Origin of the sequence: Phormidium sp. FACHB-592, from assembly GCF_014695795.1 — a bacterium.
In the GTDB taxonomy this organism is placed as follows: Bacteria; Cyanobacteriota; Cyanobacteriia; order Leptolyngbyales; family Leptolyngbyaceae; genus Stenomitos.
Window position 1 is genome coordinate 21,862 of record NZ_JACJOZ010000028.1, and the last position, 21,896, is coordinate 43,757.

Annotated in this window: 15 protein-coding genes; 12 read left to right on the plus strand and 3 right to left on the minus strand. The window is 48.9% G+C overall.

Going from position 1 to position 21,896, the window contains the following annotated elements:
* The first annotated feature begins 3 nt into the window (after nt 1-3).
* The 9 genes from H6F86_RS05925 (at nt 4) to H6F86_RS05965 (ending at nt 15,933) form a co-directional block, all read left to right on the plus strand.
* Nucleotides 4-3,474: a helicase-related protein gene (locus H6F86_RS05925; RefSeq protein ID WP_190447188.1), complete on the plus strand. Its 3,471-nt coding sequence runs from the start codon at nt 4-6 to the stop codon at nt 3,472-3,474.
* A 13-nt stretch (nt 3,475-3,487) separates the two neighbouring features.
* Nucleotides 3,488-4,915, plus strand: coding sequence for a GUN4 domain-containing protein (locus H6F86_RS05930; protein ID WP_190447189.1), 1,428 nt, complete (start codon nt 3,488-3,490; stop codon nt 4,913-4,915).
* 1 nt (nt 4,916) lies between these two features.
* A complete protein-coding gene (locus tag H6F86_RS05935; protein ID WP_206756010.1) occupies nt 4,917-7,769 on the plus strand; it encodes a DUF1156 domain-containing protein in 2,853 nt (950 codons plus the stop codon).
* A 22-nt stretch (nt 7,770-7,791) separates the two neighbouring features.
* Entirely contained in the window at nt 7,792-8,415 is a 624-nt protein-coding gene (locus tag H6F86_RS05940; protein ID WP_190447190.1) for a hypothetical protein, read from the plus strand.
* A gap of 32 nt (nt 8,416-8,447) precedes the next feature.
* A complete protein-coding gene (locus tag H6F86_RS05945; protein WP_190447191.1) occupies nt 8,448-11,354 on the plus strand; it encodes a DUF499 domain-containing protein in 2,907 nt (968 codons plus the stop codon).
* A gap of 43 nt (nt 11,355-11,397) precedes the next feature.
* Complete coding sequence (locus tag H6F86_RS05950; RefSeq protein WP_190447192.1) at nt 11,398-12,207, plus strand: hypothetical protein; 810 nt, start codon at nt 11,398-11,400, stop codon at nt 12,205-12,207.
* On the plus strand, nt 12,204-14,072 hold the full coding sequence (locus H6F86_RS05955; RefSeq protein WP_190447193.1) for a 7-cyano-7-deazaguanine synthase: 1,869 nt from the start codon (nt 12,204-12,206) through the stop codon (nt 14,070-14,072). The genes H6F86_RS05950 and H6F86_RS05955 overlap by 4 nt, the downstream gene beginning before the upstream one ends.
* A gap of 333 nt (nt 14,073-14,405) precedes the next feature.
* On the plus strand, nt 14,406-15,044 hold the full coding sequence (locus tag H6F86_RS05960) for a ParA family protein (RefSeq protein WP_190447194.1): 639 nt from the start codon (nt 14,406-14,408) through the stop codon (nt 15,042-15,044).
* Nucleotides 15,031-15,933, plus strand: a complete 903-nt coding sequence (locus H6F86_RS05965; protein WP_190447195.1) for a ParB/RepB/Spo0J family partition protein — start codon at nt 15,031-15,033, stop codon at nt 15,931-15,933. The genes H6F86_RS05960 and H6F86_RS05965 overlap by 14 nt, the downstream gene beginning before the upstream one ends.
* An 84-nt stretch (nt 15,934-16,017) precedes the next feature.
* On the opposite strand, the gene H6F86_RS05970 is transcribed toward H6F86_RS05965, so the two are convergent.
* Nucleotides 16,018-16,890: a DUF2887 domain-containing protein gene (locus H6F86_RS05970; RefSeq protein ID WP_190447196.1), complete on the minus strand. Its 873-nt coding sequence runs from the start codon at nt 16,888-16,890 to the stop codon at nt 16,018-16,020.
* 630 nt (nt 16,891-17,520) lie between these two features.
* On the minus strand, nt 17,521-18,507 hold the full coding sequence (locus H6F86_RS05975) for a hypothetical protein (protein ID WP_190447197.1): 987 nt from the start codon (nt 18,505-18,507) through the stop codon (nt 17,521-17,523).
* 178 nt (nt 18,508-18,685) lie between these two features.
* Between H6F86_RS05975 and H6F86_RS05980 the strand changes: the two genes are divergently transcribed.
* Nucleotides 18,686-18,919, plus strand: coding sequence for a hypothetical protein (locus H6F86_RS05980; protein WP_190447198.1), 234 nt, complete (start codon nt 18,686-18,688; stop codon nt 18,917-18,919).
* A gap of 104 nt (nt 18,920-19,023) precedes the next feature.
* Entirely contained in the window at nt 19,024-19,674 is a 651-nt protein-coding gene (locus tag H6F86_RS05985; RefSeq protein WP_190447199.1) for a hypothetical protein, read from the plus strand.
* A 511-nt stretch (nt 19,675-20,185) separates the two neighbouring features.
* Here the strand turns inward: H6F86_RS05985 and H6F86_RS05990 are convergent.
* Nucleotides 20,186-20,602, minus strand: a complete 417-nt coding sequence (locus H6F86_RS05990; RefSeq protein ID WP_199305116.1) for a tyrosine-type recombinase/integrase — start codon at nt 20,600-20,602, stop codon at nt 20,186-20,188.
* Between the two features lie 400 nt (nt 20,603-21,002).
* On the opposite strand from H6F86_RS05990, the gene H6F86_RS05995 reads away from it, so the two are divergent.
* Nucleotides 21,003-21,362: a DUF805 domain-containing protein gene (locus tag H6F86_RS05995; protein ID WP_190447200.1), complete on the plus strand. Its 360-nt coding sequence runs from the start codon at nt 21,003-21,005 to the stop codon at nt 21,360-21,362.
* Nucleotides 21,363-21,896: the final 534 nt, after the last annotated feature.

Genomic DNA, 21,896 nt, shown 5'->3' on the forward strand with positions numbered 1-21,896 from the left:
CTGATGGAAGCACAACTGGTTGGCAAACGGATTTCCATCCCTGGACAATTTAATGGGACTGTTACTGTTGAGGATGCCAGCATCGTCGAAGATATTGTTCTTCTTAGAGTTCGTACTCAGCAAGGTGATCTGAGGGACGCGTACATCGGCACTACTGAAGTTGAGGAAATTTTAAGCACACAGAGCCAAGCTTCAGCCGCTCCAGTCGATGGCAATCAGTTTTTCCTTTTTATTGAATCAGCACGGATCAAGTTGGCCTTTGCCTACGATCCTCACTTTGCAGTCAGTCTAAGCGGAGTTCGTCCTCTGCCGCACCAGCTAGAGGCTGTTTATGAGCGGATTTTGCCGCAGGTACGACTCAGGTTTCTGCTGGCAGACGATCCAGGTGCGGGCAAAACCATTATGGCAGGGTTGCTTCTTAAGGAGTTGAAGCTGAGGGGAGCCATTGATCGGGTGTTGATTCTGGCTCCTGCCCCTCTAACCTTGCAGTGGCAAGACGAGCTGAAGAGCAAGTTTTCTGAAACGTTTGAGGTGATTAACTCCACGCTGGCGAAGGGACAGCTAGCGGGTAATCCCTGGGAGCGCTTTCGCCAGTGCGTTGCCTCCATTGATTTTGCCAAACGAGATGATATTACGCCTGGCATTCTTCAAGTGGATTGGGATTTGGTAATTGTTGATGAGGCGCACAAGTGCTCTGCTCGGACCCAGGGAGATGATTTAAGGCGCACTGGACGGTATGAGCTAGTTGAGGCCTTATCCAAAAACTGCGAACGCATTCTGCTGCTCACGGCTACACCACATCAGGGAAATGTAGACCAATTCCATAACTTTCTGCGGCTGCTGGACCCTGAACAGTTTGTCTCTGATCAAATCAACCCAGAAATGTTACGGATGGAGAATAGCCCCTGGTTTCTCCGACGTATCAAGGAGGAACTCAAAGATTTTGATGGGCGGAAGCTGTTCAAGGAACGGTTTGCCCAAACCGTTCCCTTTGAGCTTTCACCACAGGAGGAGCATCTCTACAAAGAAGTCACCAAGTACATCAACAAGTTCTTGGGGAAAACCAAGGGACGGAAACAGGCAGCCGTTGCTTTAGCGCGCACCGTCTTACAACGCCGTTTGGCGAGTAGTCTGAATGCTATTTTCAGTTCGTTAAAACGACGGCGACAACGGTTTGCTGATTTGTTGGAGGAGTTAAAGGGGCTGTCTCCAGAAGAGCAGCACGCTCGCTTGCTTAATCTCAGTAAACCAGTCGATTTGGAGAAAGAAAGCGACGACTACGAAGAGGACGAGCAAGAGAGTTTAGCGATCGAGTCTACAACGGCAGAGCGGTTGGAGCAAATCCGCGATGAGCTGCATGAACTGGAGCGCTTGGTCAAGCTGGCTGAGCAAACGATTGCCGCTGGTACTGAGATGAAGCTGAACCAGTTAAAGGAGTGCTTGAAAGGATCGCTTTTCTCAGAACTTCAAAACGGTCGGGGAAAGCTGCTGCTTTTTACCGAACATCGGGACACCCTGGCTTACCTGAAGCAGAGTTTAGAGGCTTGGGGTTATACCACCTGTCAGATTCATGGTGGTATGAACCCGCTGGCTCGTAAGCAAGCTCAGAAGAATTTTCAGCTCAACAGCCAGATTTGTCTGGCAACAGAAGCAGCCGGGGAGGGCATCAATCTTCAGTTCTGTCGGTTGATGATCAACTACGACATTCCCTGGAACCCCAACCGACTAGAGCAACGCATGGGGCGCATTCACCGCATTGGTCAGACTCAGGATGTTTACATCTTCAATTTTGTGGCGATCAATACGGTAGAAGGTCGGGTACTGGAAAAGCTGTTGACTAAGCTGGAGGAGATTCGGAAGGCAATGGGCGATCGCGTCTTTGATGTGGTCGGTCAGCTTCTGCAACTCAACGATATTCGTTTTGAGGACATGGTGAAGGATGCGACCTATAGCAAGGCTTCTGAAGAAAACGCCCTAGAGCAACTGGAGCAACTTGATCCTCACCGTTTAGAAGCACTGGAGCAAGCAACCGGTCTGGCGTTAGCGACAAGTCACGTTGACCTGTCTCAAATTCGACGTACCCAGACCCAGGACTTTCGCTCGGAAGAGCAGCGGCTGATGCCCCGCTATATCGAGGAGTTCTTCAAGCGATCGTGTGAGTTTCTAAGTGTCAATTTAGAAGTCCGAGCCGATGGGCTATGGCGAGTGCCCTATGTCAAAGAGGAATTTCGCTCTAACAATCTAGAAGCAGTGCGGCGCTTGGGTACGGTCGATAAGAATTATCCGAAGCTTTCCTTCTATAAGGAACAAATGGCTAACCCCAATCACCAGGATGCTGAGCTGTTATCGCCAGGTCATCCGTTGTTTGCAGCGATCGCCGAGCGATTAGATGTTGAACTGGATAATGCCATCTGCACTGGGTCTGCCCTCTTTTTAGATGCGGATGCCGATGAGCCTTACCGGATCTACTTCTTTGAGCTTCAGGTGGCTGGGCAACAAAGAACAGGACAGGCAGCGGTATTGAAAGCCACTTTGTGCGCGGTTTTGGAAAAGGCAGCAGGCGAATTGGTCTTAATCTCCCCCGACTGTCTCCATGATCTTGCCCCTGCTAATGCTGACGCGATTCCTCCCGGTTCCCAAGCCCTCACCGCTCCTGCACCTCAGGAGCAAGAGCGCCTTGAGAAGTGGCTGAAGGTCAAGATTCAGGTGCCAATGGTAAAGCAGGAGCAGCAGCAGCGACAGCGTGAGCTAGACATTCGGCAGGACTATCTGGAGAAAGCGATGGATGCTGCCATTCGGGACGGTCAATCTACGCAAATGAAGCTAGCAGCAAAGGTAGCAGCAGGGGATGAAACCTATCGCGTGGCACGAGACAGTGCTCAAAAGCGCGTGAAAGACCTCAAGGAACGTTACAGAGCCAAGCAGAGTGAATTGGATTACCTCAAAATCGTCAGCTTTGGGCGGGTTGCCTACTTGGGCTGTGCGATCGTTCACCCGGCTCCAGCCTTAGTGGCAGCAATGCCAGGGATGAAGAATGATCCGGAAGTCGAAGCCTTTGCCATGCGGTATGTCATGGAGTATGAGCAGCAGAGGGGCTGGGAGCCAAAAGATGTGAGCCAAAACCGGGATGGTAGTGGGTTTGACATTCGTAGTCTGGGACCCATTGACCTGGAGACTGGTATAGCCCCCGTGCGGCGGATTGAGGTGAAAGGACGGGCACAAGCGAATGAGGAGGTCTCACTGACTTCCAATGAGTGGCGAAAAGCACAGCAGTTGGGAGAGTCCTATTGGCTCTATGTAGTTTGGGGTTGCAAAACCAGCGAGCCAAAGCTGTTGAAGATCCAAAATCCAGCGAAGGTTCTGGTCGGTGACGCTAAAGAAATTAAGCAAGTCACTCGTTACTTAGTGCCTGCTGATGCGATTACCCGCACCGCAGAGAAAGATGTATTGAAACCCGGTTCACTGACTAAGTAAAAGAGGCAATGGTATGAGTGATGTTACAGCAATTGAGTCAGCGATCGGGTTGTCCTTCCACAACCAAGCGTTGCTTTGGCAGGCTCTAACGCGCCCAACGTATGCCCGTTATCTAGGGACTCCCGAAGCTCACAACGAATGGCTTGCCGTCTTTGGCGATGCACTGCTTGACTTGATTGTGCTTGAGTCTCTCTATGGGATGTATGGGAATCAATTGGGCAAAGGCTTTCTCTCAAGTGAGCGCGATCGCTTGGTGATGGACACCCATCTGGAGCAGCTTGCAGCCAAAATTCGGCTCAGTGAACTGATTAGAGTCACAAGCGAAGACAACCAAATCAGTCAGAAAGAGATTACTAATGCCTTTGAAGCTCTTTTGGCAGCCGTCTATCTTGACCAGGGGTTGGAGATTGCTCAGAACTGGTATGCTAGCCATTTTTTGAATGTCTCTCAGCCTCAGCCAAAGCGCCAGCAAGCGATTGACCGCAATCGACCAACGAGCAATCTGGAAGCGGTAGAGACGGCGATCGACTACACATTCTCTGATAAAGCTTTGCTTCAAACAGCGATTACAGAACGTTCTTATGCTGTAGCAGGTCCAAAGCCTGAAGACCATAATGAAGGACTGGCATTGTTGGGCGATGCGTTGCTGGATTTTATTGTGCTCGAATATCTCTACCAGCGCCGAGGCAGACGGGATCGAGGCACACTGTCAGTTAGCCGGGACAAATTAGTGAATGATCCCCTTCTGGAGGTCATTGCCGATGGGCTTGGGCTAGAAAAATTCATCCGCCATGTTGGCATGGTGGGTCCTAAAAACTTGACTGATGGCGTAGAAGCCCTCTTAGCCAGTATCTATTTTGATCAGGGGCTTGGCACTGCCAGAGATTGGTTTTTCAAGCATCTGCCCACCGAAGTTTTGTCCCAAGTTGAACAGCAGTTTTACCAGGAGTCATCCCCAACTCAGGTTGAGTCTCTGGGCACAGCTGTCGGGGCAGACTATCGCAAACTTGAGGCCTTCTTAAGCCAGGGGCAGTGGCAAGACGCTGATCTGGAGACCAGAGAGGTGCTGTTGCAGGTGATTGGGCGGGTTGATTATTTGCCGGGTCCAGCGATCGACACGTTTGACTGTGAGGCTTTGCAGGCGATCGACCAGCTATGGGTTCACTATTCTGAGGGTCGGTTTGGGTTTAGCGTGCAGGTCAAGCTATTACAAGCGGTAGAAGCGGATTGGAATCGCTTTGGCGATCGCGTGGGCTGGCGCATCAACCAGGTCTGGCAACCTGGAGGCAATCGACGTTATAGCTTGCAGGCTCCTGAAGGGCACCTCCCCTCTGCCGCTATTCGTGCTGCTGGGAAGGGACCGAAAGCAAGGAAACGAATTTTGAACCGCTTTGAAGTCTGTGCGTTAGCTGGCAATGAACACTATGACCAACGCTCGTAACATGCCTCTGAGAGAGGATCGTCGCCTCATTGAAGACTTTATTCCCATTCGTGAGATTTCTGTGCAAGCGGCACGGGAAAAGTCGATCCGCAAGGGTCATATTTCCACATTGCATTTGTGGTGGGCGCGACGACCCCTGGTAGCGGCAAGGGCAGCAGTGTTTGCCGCATTGGTCGCAGCACCAGAAACGAGCCAGAAGCGAACGGCTTTGAGCAAGGCAATGATTGACCTGTGCAAGTGGGAAGCGGGCGAAGACACCCTTAAGAAGGCGCGACGGCAGATTTTAGAGGCACAGAGGGATCGTCTGGGTTTGCCTTCTGATACGCCCTTGAAAGATGTGCCACCGCCCAAGGTACTGGATATGTTTGCTGGGGGTGGGGCAATCCCCTTGGAGTCACTACGGTTGGGGTGTGAGACCTATGCGGTTGACCTGAATCCGGTGGCGCACATCATCCAGCTTTGTACCCTGGTTTACCCACAGAAGTATGGCAAGAAGCTGGCGGATGAGGTGGAGAAGTGGGGCAACTGGGTGATTGAGCAGGTGCGGGAGGAGATTGGCGATCTGTACCCACCGATCAAGGTAGGTGAAGTGGCAGGAAAACAGTCTGAGCAGTTAAGTTTGCTGGTTTCTGGGAAGCCGAAGCAATTGAAGCTTGCTAATGAACTGACCTCGGTAGCTTATTTATGGACGCGAACGGTAAAGTGCCCCAATCCGGCTTGTGGGGCACAAGTACCATTGGTTCGGCAAACATGGTTGTGTAAGAAGAAAGACAAGTATGTTGCCCTCAAAACCATCCCGAATCATGAAACGAAACGGGTTGAGTTTGATGTAGTGGAATCGAAGACTGAGAGGGGATTGGGGTTTGATCCTGCTGCGGGTAGTTCACGAGGCAATTCAACCTGCCGACATTGCGGCGCAACCTTGGATGTTAAATACATCAAAAAGGAAGGGGTTGCAGGTCGTATCAATCAACAACCAATGGCGCTCGTTTGTACAACCACAGGGGAGAAAGGAAAAACTTACTTAGCCGGCAAACAGTTTGATAGCTATATTCCAAATGAAAGTCAGTTACAAGAGCGGCTAAGCAAGCTTTGTGAAGAGACAAAACTAACGATCCCAGCAGAGCCTTTACCAGAATATGGAACACTCGGATTTCGAGTGCAACCCTATGGACTTCTAAAATGGGCTGATTTATTTACTTCTCGGCAACTGTTGGCACTAATGACATTTGCGAAGTGGGTCAGGTTGGCGCATCAGAAAATGGAGCAAAAGGGATATGAAGAAGAGCTTGGAAAGGCGATCACTACTTATCTTGGCTTAATGCTCAACAGGGTTGCCGATCGAGCCAGTACCTTATGTACCTATGACCCAAATCCTACAGCCAGTGGAGTTAACCACACATTTGTTAGGCAAGCCTTACCAATGCTATGGGATTTTGCAGAAGGATGTCCTACTGGCATCACTTCTGGAAGCGCAAGTAATTCCCTCCCCTGGATTCTAAATGTCATTAAACAGGAAGCCAACTGTGGAGAGCCAGCAATTTGCAAGCGTGGCTCATCAATGGCTTTACCGATAGAGTCTGAATCACTGGATGCAGTCATCACCGATCCGCCCTACTTTGATTCCGTTCCATACGCTGATTTGTCTGATTTCTTTTACATCTGGCTGAAGCGATCTATTGGGCATCTCTACCCAGAGCATCTTTCAGGACAACTTACACCCAAAAAGAATGAAGCCATCATGGAACCGATCCGCCACGATAGAGACAAAAAGAAGGCGGCAAAGGCTTACGAAGATATGATGCACCAGGCATTCTGCGAGGGAAGTAGAGTGCTAAAGGCAGAGGGCATGATGGTTGTAGTGTATGCCCATAAAACGACAGCAGGCTGGTCAACCTTAATTGATTCCCTCCGGCGTGCTGGTTTTACTATTACCGAAGCATGGCCTCTTGATACTGAAATGGGCACTCGCCTTCGCGCTACCAACTCAGCCGCACTCGCTTCTAGCATTTTCCTGGTTGCCCGTAAGCGTAAAGATGGACCTGTTGGTGACTATGCAACAGACGTAAAACCAGAACTCTCGCAAATCGTCCGCGAACGAGTCACAACCCTGATGGCAGAAGGTGTAAGCGGAGCCGATTTAGTGATTGCCTGCATTGGTGCCGGACTCCGCGCCTACACCCAATACGAACGGGTCGAATTGCCTAACGGTGACGAGCTTGACGCGAACTCCTTTTTAAGCGAAGTGCAAAAAGAAGTTGTCGAAGCCGTTCTTACCAGTGTCATGCAGTGCGACAGACGTGGCGTGAGCCTGGTAGACAAACCCACCCAGTACTACATCATGGGTCGCTACGAGTATGGAGAACTGGCAGTTGAGTTTGACGAAGCCAACACCCTCGCTAAAGGGGTCGGGGTCGAACTCGACGGCGTGGGCGGGCTGACCGATAGCAAGCTGGCACTCGTCAAAAAAGTTAAAAGCACCATTCAACTCAACGACTACAGCGATCGAGGTGCTTTTGAGGGTTTAGGCATTCAGCGCACAGAAGGGCGGCAAACCTTCAACGTCACACCGCAGGGAATTGGGGCTGCTCCAACGCTCATCGACGTGCTGCATCGCCTCCTCTGGCTGGCAGACCACAAGCCATCAGAGATTCCCATGCTCCTCAGCCTTGCCCAACCGGATGCAACCCAGTTACGCCTGGTCGCTCAAGCCCTTGCTGGTCGCGCCCTCACCCCAGAACCCGGGCAGGAAACTACGACAGCCCAGCGCACGAAAGAGCAAGCTGCCATTGATACCTTGTTAGCATCCTGGAAGAGACTGGTCGAAGACAACTTATTCACTCAAAGCCGCTAAAGCAGGAGCAGGGAGAACACCAATGGCATACAGCAATTTCACCCTCAGTAAAGTTAAAGCAGACTTCGGGATCGTTACCAACGAAACCCAAGATTTGTTTGCCGAAACCCAGGCGATCGCCCCCAGTGAATTGCTGACCCTCACCCTCAAAGATCAACTACCCCTTGCCAGTGCGATCAACACTGAAAAAGCGCGGTCTGAATTGCTGGTCATGCCCATCTTGATCGAAGTCCGACGACTGCTTCACAACCAAATTTCAGTCTTTTCCGGCAGTACCTTTGAAGTCGATCCAGCCCAAGGCTTAGAAGGACGCTGCGACTTCATCTTGAGCCGTTCCACCGAACAGTACTACATCACTAGCCCAGTGCTGACGATCGTGGAAGCCAAAAACGAGAGCATTCCCAGTGGCTTAGGGCAATGCATCGCCACCATGATTGCGGCTCGGTTGTTTAATGAGCACGAGAAAAACCCAACCGATCCAGTCTATGGAGCCGTTACCACGGGCACCGATTGGAAATTCCTCAAGCTCGAAGGACAAACTGCCTTTATTGATGTCAGCGACTACTACATCAAAGAAATCAACAAAATTCTCGGCATTCTAGTTTCCACTCTCCAACCAAACTCTGAGCTGGTCGGCGTTAGCTAACCATATCCCCATCGTTTACCTCCACACACCTTATGAGCAGCGCATACCAACTCAAACCCTGGGCTCAAGTTGCCATTCCCCATCAAGACATTCTGGATGGCAAACTTGATAATTCCGTTTACGCTGCCAAACTAGGGGCGGTGGTGCGAAAAGACCCGACTTGTCCTCCCGTTTATCGCTATGCTGGTCAATTCTTTGCAGCCACTTACCTTACCTCAGAACTAAAGAGTCTTCTGGCCAGTGTGGTGCAGCGTTTGTGTGGCGAACCGGGCGATCGCGTTCTGCAACTGCGGACTCCCTTTGGGGGCGGCAAAACCCATGCCTTAATCAGCCTCTACCACATCACTAAAAATCGCCAGGATTTATTAGAGCATCCAGACTTTACAAAACTGCCGAACCCCGGCACTGTAGATGTTGCCACCTTCATTGGCGATGACTTTAGTGCGACTCAGGGAACTCAGATTCCTGACGGCCCACAGATATTAACCCCTTGGGGCTATTTGGCTTGGCAACTGGGTGGCAAGGAAGCCTATGAAGTTATTCGGGCAGACGATGAACAACGAGTTGCCCCCGGTAATGACGTATGGCGCAAAATTATTGGAGATCGTCCGACACTGATTCTGCTAGATGAATTTCTCAACTACGTTGAGAACGCTTTAGGTGTGGAAGTTAAGGACTCTACACTCGGTAAGCAGGTGCTAACCTTCATCAAAAAACTGCCTGATGTCGTCGCGGAATTACCCAGAACCGTTCTGGTTTACTCTCTCCAGGCAAGTGTACAGGAAGCTGTGGGCAATGAAGGTCTGCTCGGTACTCTGGATAAATTAGTTTCGCGCAATGATGCCAAGAAAGAGCCTGTCTCCGGCGACGAGGTGATGAAGGTTGTCCAACGTCGGTTGTTTCAGAGCATTGGCGATCCTGCCACCATTCAAGAAATTGCGAACCAACAAGCTGACCTATTCCGCAAATTCCGCGAAAGCTATGTCGAAACCGATCGCGGTAGACAAGAAGTGGAGCAGCAAGCAGCTCTCCTGGCAGAACGAATTCAACTTAGTTACCCGTTCCATCCTGATTTGCTGGATTTGATGTATCACCGCTGGGGAACATTGCCCAGTTATCAGCGGACTCGTGGTGCGCTCCAATTTCTGGCTAGTGTCGTTTACTCCCTCTGGAAAGAAGAGCATACGTTCTTGCTCATCAGCCCAGGTGATGTACTTTTTCACAATGAGGCAGTGAGAGGGGCGTTCTTCACACAGGTTGGGGAGCGTGAACGATATAACTCAGTCATTGAAGCTGATTTAATTGGTAGGAAAGCCAAGGTTAAAACCGTAGACAATCGAATCGCTCAAGATTCTCCGGCACTCAGTCATCTCAAAGTTGGCACACGCCTTGCCTCGGCTGTGTTGATGTATTCCTTTGGTGCCCGTAGCGGCGAAGATCGAGGTGTCTTAGAACAAGAGATCACCGCATCTTGCCTTACGCCAGGACTCGATCGCAATATCATTACTGCAACCCTCAGTGATCTGCGGGAAAACTTACTCTACCTCCACTATGTTGCTAAACGCTACCGCTTTGAAACCAAACCAAACCTGAATAAGCTGATTGCTGACGAGGAGGGCAAAATTGCTGGAGAGTATGTTCTGGAAAAAATCCGCACAGAATTGAACAAGCTGCTGCAAGGGTTTCGCGGTGGTAAGGTTTCTCTCTGGGCTAAGGATTCTTTTGCCGTCTCCGATCATGTTTCTCAATTTACCGTTGTCTATCTTAGCCCTGAATGGGCAGAAAAAAGCCGAGAAACTGCTTTGGAAGAAGCTTTGAATTGGCTAGAGTATCGGGGAAATGACAAGCGCGATTATAAAAACGCTTTGGCGTTTGTGGTTCCCAATAAAGTTCAGTTAGATAAAGCTAGAAAAGGTGCCAGAGTTGCTCTGGCGATCGCCTCTCTACTGGAGCAGCGGAAAAAATACCAGTTCAGTCCTGAAGATGCTGAAGAGTTAACGGGGAAAGAAAAAGACGCTGCCAATGAGATTAGCGCAGCCTTACGCCGTCTCTACGACTACATCTTACTTCCGTTACCCTGTCCGGATGGCACCAAGCCAATTTATCTAGAAACCTTTGATCTTCAATCTCAGATTAATACCAGTCAGAATTTGCAAGACCGGGTACTGGATGCCTTGAAGAGCCATGTTTTTGATTCTCTCCGTCCCGCTAAGTTGGTTCAACTTTCTGGATTAGAAACCTCTGAAACTGGCTATATCAAAGGAGATGATCTGGTCAGTTTCTTTTTCCGCTTCCCTAATTTTCCTAAGATGCTAGATGTACAGAGCATTCAGCAGGCAGTTCTAAAGGCGATTGAGCAAGGGTTAATTGGCTATGTTCCTTATGTGACTATTCCTTCCACAGGTAGCCCAAGAATTGAGAATTTGAATCTATTGAGTTATCAGCGATCAATTCCTGCTGATGAATTAGATTTGTCTGGCTACCTACTCACTCCCCAATTGGTTGAACAATTTCGTGCTGCTCTACAGCCCAAAGATGACTTCAACCAGCCAGACGTAGAAGGCACTGCCTCAAGTTCCTCTGAAGGACAAGATGGCTTTCTGGATGTTCCTGGCAGTATCCCTAAAACGGCAAACGATAATCAGCAGACTGTTGAATACAAATCTGAAAGCAGCTCAGTTGAACGTACTGTGACGGTTGCGGTGGTGGATGGGAAACAACCTGCTCGTAGCTATAGCTTGGAGGCAATTACTGATAAGTCAAAAATCTTTCAACTTTTTGAGGTTTTGCAAACCTTGTCAGATCGGGCTGATAGCATGACTATTCAAATCAAGATCAAAGCTAATACCACAAGTCAGTTTGATCGCACCTGGATTAGTGGAGCGATCGAAGAACCTCTAGATGAACTTGATATTAGGGCTTCAACAAGGCTTGAATGATGATAAATCTACTTAAAGTACCTATCTAAAAGGCAGCATAATCATGGGGCACACCCGCCTCGGCTCTATCCCTAAAACCCAAAAGTGGAAATCAGTAGTCTCTTTGATTGCTGGTGAAAAGAGTTCGGGTGGCGGTAGTGCTGTTCTATTAGCTGATGATATCGAGAATGTTGCTATTCAAGCATTAGATGCGGCTCAAAATGGACTGAAGGCGGCAATAGAGGACATTGGTTTGCAGTATGTCTTCTACATGCTCACTCAGCTTGTGCTGTCGGCTCGTCTAGAAGATTGGCAAGCACAGTTAGAGAATCTGGGCGTGCATCTTCAAGAGGATGCGACTGTTTTTGACCTAACTGCCGAATTTCAAAATGTCATTGATGACTATTTGCTTGAGCATTCACGTACCAGCGATGTTAGCGAAATAGCTCAAAAAGCAGCAGGGGAAGCGATCGCTGCCTTGGCAAGCGTAGAACAACTATCTCTCCTCAATAGTAGCCGCGATGAATTGCAAACAGTTATTCGCAGCCTTTCAACAAAAAATGGTTTCTCTCAGCTAGGGCAGGTCTTTTTCGGTCGCTTCATGGCTCGGTTTCTTAATTTTTACCTCAGCCGAGTCACTGCTGCTCATTTAGATGGCGATCGCCTCCCTCAAGTCGGGGACATCACTAAATTTAATCAGGCATTACAACGCCACTGTGAGCAGAGTGCCCGTATCGTCTATGAATTTTGTGGACAGTGGTACTCAAAAACAGAATTTCAAGAAGGAATTGATCTGTATAAATCTTCGCGCTTCATGGCTGTTGCGCTGAAGAAGCTACAGGCAGAACTGAAACAACAACGGGGGGAAGTATGACAGCCCCCCGTCTGTTTTTATGCAATGGCGCGATTCTCCCATCCGGCGATGCTCGGCTTACAGATCATCAGATTATAGATTTGATGGTGTCTGGACCTTCTGCAAACGTCAATATCAAGTTAGAGGACGTTGCAAAGGTCTTCATGAAACATCTGTCACCTCGGCTGACAGATCTGCTCGAAATTGCTGCTTACGTTTACTCTGCTGATTGTGCTACTCCACGAGGACAAGGTTGGGCAAAACAGAATTCCGTTGAAAAATGGAGCCGTACCTTCCAGTTTGTGATTGGGGTACGCGATTTGGACTTCTGGCAGCAATCTGACATTCAAAAACTACTGGTTCAGATTCTCGATTTTCTCTCTGATGATAAGTATAGTTTTGAGTTCTGTTTGCTTCAGCAGGAGCAAGAACAACAACTGTATCTAGATTTTAGCGATCAAGAAGACTGGGCTTTTTCCAATGTAGAAAGGGTTTTAATGTGCTCAGGAGGGTTAGACTCCCTTGCTGGAGCAGTGGAAACCGCTGCTAAAGGAGAGAACCTTGTTTTAGTTAGCCATCGATCGGCTCCCAATTTAAGTAAACGTTTGCAAAAACTTGTAGCAGAGCTACGAAGGACTTACCCGGTACAGGTTCTTCACATTCCTGTATGGATTAATAAGCAAGAAGATTTGGGACGAGAGTCAACCCAACGTACCCGGTCATTCCTGTACTCAGCATTAGGGACTGCTGTAGCCCAATCCATGCAGGCGAAGGGAGTACGTTTTTTTGAAAACGGGGTAGTTAGCTTAAATTTTCCTGTGGCTGATGAGGTTCTGCGAGCTAGAGCATCCCGAACAACACATCCGCGTGTTATAGACTTGTTCAAAAAATTGTACTCATTGGTGCTTGAGAGAGCCTTTGAAGTTGATAACCCTTATTTGTTCAAAACAAAAGCAGAAGTTGTATCTGTCATTGCTCAGAATGGTGGTAGTCATCTAATTCCTCACAGTTGTTCTTGTGCCCATGAAAGGTTTAAGCCGAGAACTCAATGGCATTGTGGAACGTGCAGCCAGTGTATCGATCGCAGAATTGCTATGTTTGCTACTGGGCAGGAGGAGAATGACTTTGAAGTAGACTACGAAGTTGATGTATTTGCAGGTCCCCGTAAAGAGGGTTATGAGAAGAATATGGCAGTGGACTATGTGCGCCATGCCCTCGAATTAAATTTGATGAGTGATGACGAAATGGTTGCCCGTTTCTCTACGGAACTGAGCCGTGCAGTACGCGGAGTACCTAAATCTAGAGAAGTCGCTCAGCAGATTGTTGATATGCATAAGCGTCATGGAGAAACTGTGCAGCGCGTTTTGCAAGAGCAACTGCGTCTTTATATTGATAATTTGATGAGTGGGAGACTCGAACCAACCTCAATGTTGAGAATGGTTTTTGGTCAGGAGCACCTTGAATCCTCCTGGCGACGCTATGCTGAACGAATTATTTCTCTACTCCAAGCTGGATTGCCAGCTGCCTGCCAAACTCATAAACCTAAAGACGAACCTCACCTTCAAGAAATTTGCGATGGTATTCTTCTTGGTCACGATAGTGATTTGATGCGGGAGTTTCCATTTTTGTCCTGGTCATCATCCTTCACCAAACCTGATTGGTCTGTTGAATCCATGCGCTTATGGATTGAACTAAAATATGTACGACAAAAGTCTGATAAACGCCCTATTACTAGAGATGTTGCAGAAGACATAACGAAGTATGGCGATAATAATCGCCGTGTTCTTTTCGTTGTGTATGACCCCAATCATCTCATTACTAATGAAGCTCAGTTTTCCAAGGAGATATGTAAACGTCCAGAGATGCTAATTCATTTCATCAGGTAAATCTTCAAATGCTTTCGCTATGCTGATTTGTACAGTTGCTTAGCGATCAATCAATGCCTGGAGTATAGTGATCTGCTCTAATTGGATCAGCGGGCGCATTTAGGCCTAGTTTTAATAGCGGGTACCGTTGGCGAATTCATCAAAGAGGAATCAAGGCTGACGGTCTCACGTGGGATGAAAGTCATTCCGTAACAGAAGCGGCATAGTTTACCATGTAGTTAATTTTCACTAAAGCTACTGATCCGCTTCATTCTGCCAAAGTCATCTCTTCAAATTGATTTGTCATTACCTCTCTCCGCTATACTCAAATCGCATCCCTACACTCAAAAACAGATGCTAATCGGAGTGATCAACCAGAAAGGAGGCGTGGGCAAGAGCACAACAGCGGCTCATCTTGCCTACTGGTTGAGTCATCATCGCAAGCAAAACACCCTGGTCCTAGACTCTGACTCGCAGCAAAGCTCTAGCCAGTGGCTACGAAATATGAGCCTAGAGTTCCGCGTTATTGATGATCCTGAAGAGTTGTTTGAAACTGCCACTGACCTTGCCGATCAATACGACGCGATCGTTATTGATGCCCCCGGCGTTTTGGGCGAAACCACCAAATCCATTTTGTTAGCAGTTGACCTAGCATTGATTCCAGTTCAAGCCGCTCAACTCGATCTAGCAAGCACCGAGAAAATTGTGCGATTGGTTCACAATGTCCAGAAGGTGCGGAAGGGACAACCCCATGCTGCAATTTTCCTTAACAAAGCTGAAAAACGTAGTATTCTACTGCGGGAAGCCAGAGCCGCCCTGTCTGACATTTCTGGTATCAAATTACTAGAAACAACTATTTACCGTCGTACAGCAATCGCTGATGCTCCCGGTCAATCAGCGACCGTCTTTAATATGTCAGGCGAAGCTGCCAAAGTCGCTGCTGAAGAATACGAACAGCTTTTTACGGAGGCATTGAACTATGGCAAGGCGTAGCCTAAGCAAACTGCGTGACAGCCTCGACCAGGTTGAAACACAAGCAGTAGGAGATCGTAATCTGCCACTTGCATCAATTGGCTTGCCTGCCCAACAACCTCGACGCTACTTTGACCCAGAGAAGCTAAAACAATTAGTTCTATCTGTTCAAGAACACGGCATCCTGGAACCTGTCCTAGTGCGTCCAGTAGAGGGTAAACCTGGTCAATATGAACTTGTTGCTGGAGAACGGCGCTACCGAGCGGCACAACAGCTTGAACTAAACGAAATCCCCGTTATCATTCGGGAACTGACTGATACCGAAGCCCTGCAACTCGCCCTCGTCGAAAACTTACAACGGGAAGACCTCAACCCCGTCGAAGAAACTGAAGGCATCCTGCAATTGCTTAGCATTCAACTTAACCAAGCTATAAGTGATCTCCCCCCCCTCTTGCACCGCCTCCAATATGAGCGCAAAAAATCTTCCAACAACGTTGTTGGAAACTCAGAAATCGAAGCGATCGAAAGCGTCTTCACAGGTCTAGGACTAATGTCTTGGGAATCTTTCGTAAATCACCGACTTCCACTGCTGAATCTGCCAGGGAATGTTCTAGAAGCTCTGCGCCAGGGTGAACTTGCCTACACGAAGGCTCAGACGATCGCCCGTATAAAGGACGAAACCCAACGTCAAGTCTTGCTCCAGTCAGCAATTAAAGAAGACCTTTCCCTGAGCCAAATTCGGGAACGAATTAAAGACCTTCGGCCCGAGTCAGACAAAACCTCTCCCAAAGCCACCGTTGAATCTCTCTCTCGCCGAGTGATCCAAGCCAAGCTATGGGAAGACCCCAAAAAATGGAAGCAAGCTCAAGCTTTACTCATCAAACTAGAAGCTTTAATATCGGAAGAGTGAAAAGGTTTTAACAGGCTGATAGGCTCGTTGCCAAAGAAGGCAGTGATTCTTCCTAAAAGCCATTAATCCTAAAATATCCTTGAGTTAATCAGACTTATCAGAAGATTTTCTGCCCCTAGTTCTCTTGCTGGTCTGCCTTGGGGTAACCGTTTTTTGTTTCTTAGCTGGCATGGAAGGTCGTTGAGCCACTTCATTGACCGTCGCGATATCTAAGCCTAACCGTGTTGCAATCTGTTCTACCGTCAAACCTGTTTCAAGTAGCACAGGTACCACTTCGAGTATCCCCTCAAGCTTGGCTTCTTGGTAAACCTTGGTTCGTTTTAGTTCACTTAACCCGAGCATTGATTCAATCTCCTTGTGGTTCAGGTTGCCGAACTTGTAAATGAAGATGGTACTTATCAATTCTAGAATGTCTTGCAGTGCTTTTGCATCCGTAATGCTTACTCTGGCTCGTTCAATCAACGCCTTCCCTTTCTCTGGAGCGATCGCTTCATTAACCCCAATCAACTGAATTGCGGAAACTTCCAAAGAATGACCTTCCCAATCCTCAGGTGTCTCATCTAAGTAAATCCGTTGGAGCCTTCCTCCAGAAGCATACTCACGAAAGTGTAGGGGCAACCCAGGATCGAAGCGCCTTTCAGTAAAGATGGCCACACCCTGCCAATCATTTTGAGGGCGATAGTCATTGAGGTATAAAAGAATCTCACTGAAAAATCCGTAGTAAAAGTTTTCCCCCTTGCGCCTGTCTCGGTAGCCCTGCACCTCGACAAAATAGATGGGTAAGTCAGCAAGACGGTCATGAGGCAATAAAACACCGTCAATTTGAAATCGGGTTTGCTTCACTTCCTGACTAACAAAGCTATAGTTTCCTCCCTGTGCCGGAGGCATGCCCATCAGCTCTAGTAAGACTCCTGGCGAGGACTGAAATAATTCATAGAACAGACTATCAGTCTTCACAACCTTCGGACAGATTTTTAACGTCTTTCACATCTTAAGCTTCAGTTGCTTCTTTCTTTCTAGCTTGCCTAAGCCTCTCAAAAACGGTGGCAAAAGAGAGGTTGAGAAGGGCGATCTCGCCTTGACGGCAGCATCGGCTTTCTGATGTCTCGAAACCCATCTCAGAATCAAACTCTCACAACAGTCTGGCGCGAATGAGTTTTGAGACACTGGTGCAAAACTGCCGAAAATGAACGGTTTCGGCAACTTTCATGCCCTCCTGCTGCATCCAGCAGAAGTGAAACGCAAGAATCGGCCTTTCAGCTTGCACACAGGCACTGGTAGAAACGAGAGTATCGAGGTTTCAGACTATAACCAATGAGCGATTTATGCCAAATTTAGTCCAAGGTTGTGAGCTTCTTCCACTTCTCACCGAAAGCATGCCACCTTGTGTCGCACTGCCGAAAGCTTCTGCTTCTCTACTCAAGTCAGAGTATCTTGCGGAAAGATCCCGCGTATTTACCCTAGACGAGGATGTTATAGAACCCATTTGAGATCTTTATCTAGATGGGCTAAAACCAAAAATAAATGCCTTACTCCAGCGACTTAACCGACAAAGAGTGGGAGTTCATACCTACATAGAAAATTAAGCTAAGACTCATCCTCCCCCCACACCCAGCACTTGCCCTGATGGATAGCAAGTCTCTTGCGACGACCTGGCAGGTTGAGATAGGGGCATCCTTCTGTCCTTTGTTGTAATGTCAACGATTCATCTCCAGACCCAATCCAATAGACTTGTCCTCCTTCTATCCAGGGTGCAAGCTCAAAATCTTCATCCCAGAATTGGTAGGGCGCAGGACTGTAGTGGGCATGAAGCCCTTGCTGAATTCGTCCATTTTCCTGCACCCAAATCGCGTAATTGTTTGCCCACTCGGCAACTGGATACGCTAGGTCCACAGGCTTCGTCTCACTGTAGTAGGCGATCGGGTAAGCGGTATGCACGCCTACCTTCAGGCTAGAAATCACGACCCGGATGGAGGAGTGCTGAAAGAGGCTTGTGACCACAAAGGGAACGTCGGGTCCTGGTGTAACCATCATCGGTGCAACGGTAAAGCTTTCCCCTGGAGTGAGCGCACCCGAGAGCATCCAAAAATGAGGACACAGGCGATGCTGCTCCCGTGGACGGACAGCACTTTCACCCACTCCGTCGTCCAAGAAGCCAAGGACACTCCTCCACCATAAGCCATCTAGGTCATAGGCATCGAACGAGTGGTAGTTAATGGCTTGACAGTAGGGGCAACGGCTTAAAGGGATAATGGGGACACCCGCTTCGTACTGGTGCTCCAATTGATTGATCTGGCGAGTCATCGCTAGATCTTGCTTCCAATAGTTAGCTAGCCGGGCGTTCCCTTCAACGGGATCGCGGTATTGCAGTTGACATTGCTCATAGTTCCATTCGTTCCGCTGCCAAAGGAGTGCAAAAAGTGTCTGAAGTAGCTGTGTTCGCTCAGTGACGGTGAAAGCTTGCTGTGTGGACATCGCTGGAAGCATCGCTGGTGCCCGACCTGCGGGTGTCTCCTGCACAGGAGTGATCGCGGGTAAAAAATGATCGACCAGTGCTTGGAGCCATTTCCGCATGAGTGCTCACCTTGCCTCTAACTTACCTAACTTAAAATGATCAAAAGGTTAGCAGCTTCCCCTAGAGATCTCAAATGGGTTCTATACGGAAAATTTCTGCCTAAACACCTGTAGAGGAATGTTATACAAAAACTTTCTGTCTATTAATCGTTCGGCTGCAACCACTGAGAATACGGTCATGACAAATAAGGCAGAGATTGAGCAACGCTGGATTGAAGCTTGGAACGACTTGTATGAACTTGCTGGCGATCGCTACGATGTAAAATGCCTGCTGCCTGATGGTCGTGTCGTTGATCTAGAGGAATGCAAAGGCTGGTTGCAAGACGCTGTGTATGAAGGATGGCGGCTCAAGGTTGAAGTGGGTTGGGTTAGGGGTAGACGAGGCATCATCGCCTCGCAGTGGCGTGATTGAATTGGTTAAACAGCTGAACAAGCACGTTGCAGCGGAATGAAAGTTTCTAGTGTTTTCCTCAATGTTGCTTGCATCCGCTGAACGTGGTCGTTCGGCTAAATCATATGCTTTGGACAGAGCGAGTTATTGCAGCACATAAGCGCCGCCTTTCGGAGCGCGCTCCCGACAGGCGCAAGGAGTTAATCACGTGCTGGGAGCTTTCGCGGAGTGGCGATAGCCCAGAACCTGCCATTAAAAAAGCGTTCGAGCTCGTGGCGGACGGCAATGCTAATGAGAGAGAACTGGGGTTCTACGTCCTTATGGACTTGGCGCTCAATGACCCTTCGCTTAGCACCCATATTAGCCAGCTAGCCCACCATCGGTTTGCGGCTGTTCGGCGTGGCTTGGCATTTTATCTGTCTCGCTCGTTTCCGCTAGAGTTTCAGGTTGCTGTATACAGGACGCTACTCCAAGACAAGGCGGCGTCTGTTCGCGTATCAACCATTACGTCGATCGGCATGGTCTATCTTAAAGACCTGCTGCCAGAATTACGCACACTACGAGCAACCGAGCGGAACGTTAAGGTGATCGAGTCCTTGGATTACTGGGTTCCGCTACTTGAGACCGGCTACCGCGTTGAACTGTCGCAGACTCCCGGTACGCTTCTGGTCACAGCTTTGACGGGAAACGGAATCGCCTCAAAAAATGTGAAAACAACAGATCCAAACGATCCGCTAATTCTCCACGCCGTTGAGGAACTCCGGAACCGTCCGTGAGAGGCTGCACCGAATTGTTCGGTGCAGCGGATTGGAGGAAGCCGCTGGCACTGAGTTCAAGGGGTACGGCAACCGCTGACCGGGAACGTTATCCAACCAGTCGAGCAAAAAATACCTTGAGTCGGTAGATCCCGAATACTGGGGAGTTGGCAAAGCCTGTATAGACATCCTTTCTAGGAAGTTAATCTGAAAATCCTCGTGTCAGAGGTGTGTAAACCCTGCTCTTATGAGCATAAATACTTATTTTTTGACCGATTCGCATTCCCCTGGGAGAGCACAAGTCCCCTGAGGCTTGCACAATCATAATGAGCGCCGAAAGCACAATGATTCATAGTTCTAACTCATAGATGGCCGCAATCTCATTCGATTGAATGCCTAGATACGCTGGCGTTTGCTGCTGCGTCGCATGCCCAAGGGCTTCCATCAGCAGGGGAATCGCCGTGCCCCGTTCTAGCCGCTGCCAGTAGCCCCACGTCTTCCGCAGGGTATGACTACCATAGTTGCCCTTCAGTCAGACATCCTGGCACCAGGTCTTCACCCGCATACTCATCGTCTCCACCGTCAAACAGCCGCGTTGTCCTGTGAAGAAATAGTCCTCCGGTTTCAAGTCCCCGCTCGCTAACCAGGCTTGAATCGACGCGACAGCAGTCGCATTCAGCGTCACGGGGCGGTACTTGTGCGTCTTACGCTGCTTCAAGTCGAGCACCTCCCCGGCTTGCAGATTCTTCACCTGCCCGACCTTGAGTGACAGCAACTCATTGGCCCGATAAGCCGTGTTAATCCCCAGCGTGAACAAGCACAAATCACGGGGACGATCGGCCAGAATTTTCTTGATACGGGCGATCGCCTTCTTATCTCGAATGGGTTCCACTTTAATGGTCGATCCAACAGTGGGATGATTGGGATTTTGACCCTTGGGAAACGGCATCGCGATCTCCTTTCGACGTGATTAACTTTCCAGCATCCTAGCCTAATTACTTAATGAGCTGAACGTCGCCCCTCTAGACCACCTTCCGACCTTACACTCTTCAAATCCCTTCGCAGCAGCCTTTCCAGTCCACTCTCTCACCCATTAACTATTCTGCAATAGTTAGTGAGTGAGAGAGATAGCAGCAGTCAGCTTTTATTGACCCACCGAAAAGATTTTGCCTCAAGCGGCTCGCGATGCTCATAGTTGGGAAGACTAAAAGCAATTCGCCTGCCTCGGCTCTACAAGGATCTGAGTAGGCAGAGTCTTTGAGCCTGGTAAGGAGGAATGGTGCTACGGACTGTCCCTTGCTGCTAGCGCCGCAACCAAACCGAGACAAGCCTTAAAGGAGCAGCAAGTCATGCACTGGTATGTGAAAGTATTGAAGAAATATGCCGTTTTTAGCGGACGCGCCAGTCGGCAAGAATACTGGATGTTTTTTCTCTTCAACTTTATTTTCGCCTTTGTGTTGGGCTTCATCAGCGGTCTGCTGAGTGGTGCCACAAACACCGACCAGAGTGTGCTGTCTACCATTTATCAACTTGCCGTTTTCCTGCCGAGTCTTGCAGTTGGCGTGCGTCGGATGCATGACACAGAGCATAGCGGCTGGTGGTTGCTCGTCCCCATCGTGAACCTTGTCTTCGCCGTGACGCCGGGTACAACGGGTGAAAATAAGTTTGGTCCTGATCCCAACCGCTCTGCCAGCGGGTCGATTGGGTAGCTTTGGTTCAGGAAATCTTTAGTATCACAGCTCAGAATGACGTTCCCGTAACAAACGGACCATAAACCAACGGTAAGGATCGGTTGAACTGCTTTTGAAGCGCCTGACCGTGATGTCGGAATCCAAAAGTACCTGTCCCTTGGTGTGGTGACTGTTTGAAAAACAAATTGACGACAGGAGTGATGGCTACAGCACTCGGTAGGCTTGAAAAGAGCAAGCAATCACAGCATAGCTTCAGCCTTAACGTTGGTTTTGGTCTAAAGGCTACGGGAACGCCTTCAAGCAAAAAGACTCGGCAACATCAGTATTTTAAGCCTTAGTTTATTGCTTGGGTGAGTTGCTCAAAGCGCAACTAACCAAACAGACAAAAAGCTGAAACTGCTGCTGCATAGAGCTTTTGTCGTTTGTGCCAGTTGGCAAGTAGTCCAGGGAGGAACAGGCGATCGTCCAGTTAGCCTTACTTATGAATGGGCATCCTAAACAAGCCAGCCGTGGCTTTGGGTTCGTAACGCTTTACCAATAGTCCGTGGCAAA

What these genes read in the sequence shown, in the direction of transcription:
- H6F86_RS05925 (WP_190447188.1), top strand. Translation starts at nt 4, where the DNA reads ATGGAAGCACAACTGGTTGGCAAACGGATTTCCATCCCTGGACAATTT.
- H6F86_RS05930 (WP_190447189.1), top strand. Translation starts at nt 3,488, where the DNA reads ATGAGTGATGTTACAGCAATTGAGTCAGCGATCGGGTTGTCCTTCCAC.
- H6F86_RS05935 (WP_206756010.1), top strand. Translation starts at nt 4,917, where the DNA reads ATGCCTCTGAGAGAGGATCGTCGCCTCATTGAAGACTTTATTCCCATT.
- H6F86_RS05940 (WP_190447190.1), top strand. Translation starts at nt 7,792, where the DNA reads ATGGCATACAGCAATTTCACCCTCAGTAAAGTTAAAGCAGACTTCGGG.
- H6F86_RS05945 (WP_190447191.1), top strand. Translation starts at nt 8,448, where the DNA reads ATGAGCAGCGCATACCAACTCAAACCCTGGGCTCAAGTTGCCATTCCC.
- H6F86_RS05950 (WP_190447192.1), top strand. Translation starts at nt 11,398, where the DNA reads ATGGGGCACACCCGCCTCGGCTCTATCCCTAAAACCCAAAAGTGGAAA.
- H6F86_RS05955 (WP_190447193.1), top strand. Translation starts at nt 12,204, where the DNA reads ATGACAGCCCCCCGTCTGTTTTTATGCAATGGCGCGATTCTCCCATCC.
- H6F86_RS05960 (WP_190447194.1), top strand. Translation starts at nt 14,406, where the DNA reads ATGCTAATCGGAGTGATCAACCAGAAAGGAGGCGTGGGCAAGAGCACA.
- H6F86_RS05965 (WP_190447195.1), top strand. Translation starts at nt 15,031, where the DNA reads ATGGCAAGGCGTAGCCTAAGCAAACTGCGTGACAGCCTCGACCAGGTT.
- H6F86_RS05975 (WP_190447197.1), bottom strand. Translation starts at nt 18,507, where the DNA reads ATGCGGAAATGGCTCCAAGCACTGGTCGATCATTTTTTACCCGCGATC.
- H6F86_RS05980 (WP_190447198.1), top strand. Translation starts at nt 18,686, where the DNA reads ATGACAAATAAGGCAGAGATTGAGCAACGCTGGATTGAAGCTTGGAAC.
- H6F86_RS05985 (WP_190447199.1), top strand. Translation starts at nt 19,024, where the DNA reads ATGCTTTGGACAGAGCGAGTTATTGCAGCACATAAGCGCCGCCTTTCG.
- H6F86_RS05990 (WP_199305116.1), bottom strand. Translation starts at nt 20,602, where the DNA reads ATGCCGTTTCCCAAGGGTCAAAATCCCAATCATCCCACTGTTGGATCG.
- H6F86_RS05995 (WP_190447200.1), top strand. Translation starts at nt 21,003, where the DNA reads ATGCACTGGTATGTGAAAGTATTGAAGAAATATGCCGTTTTTAGCGGA.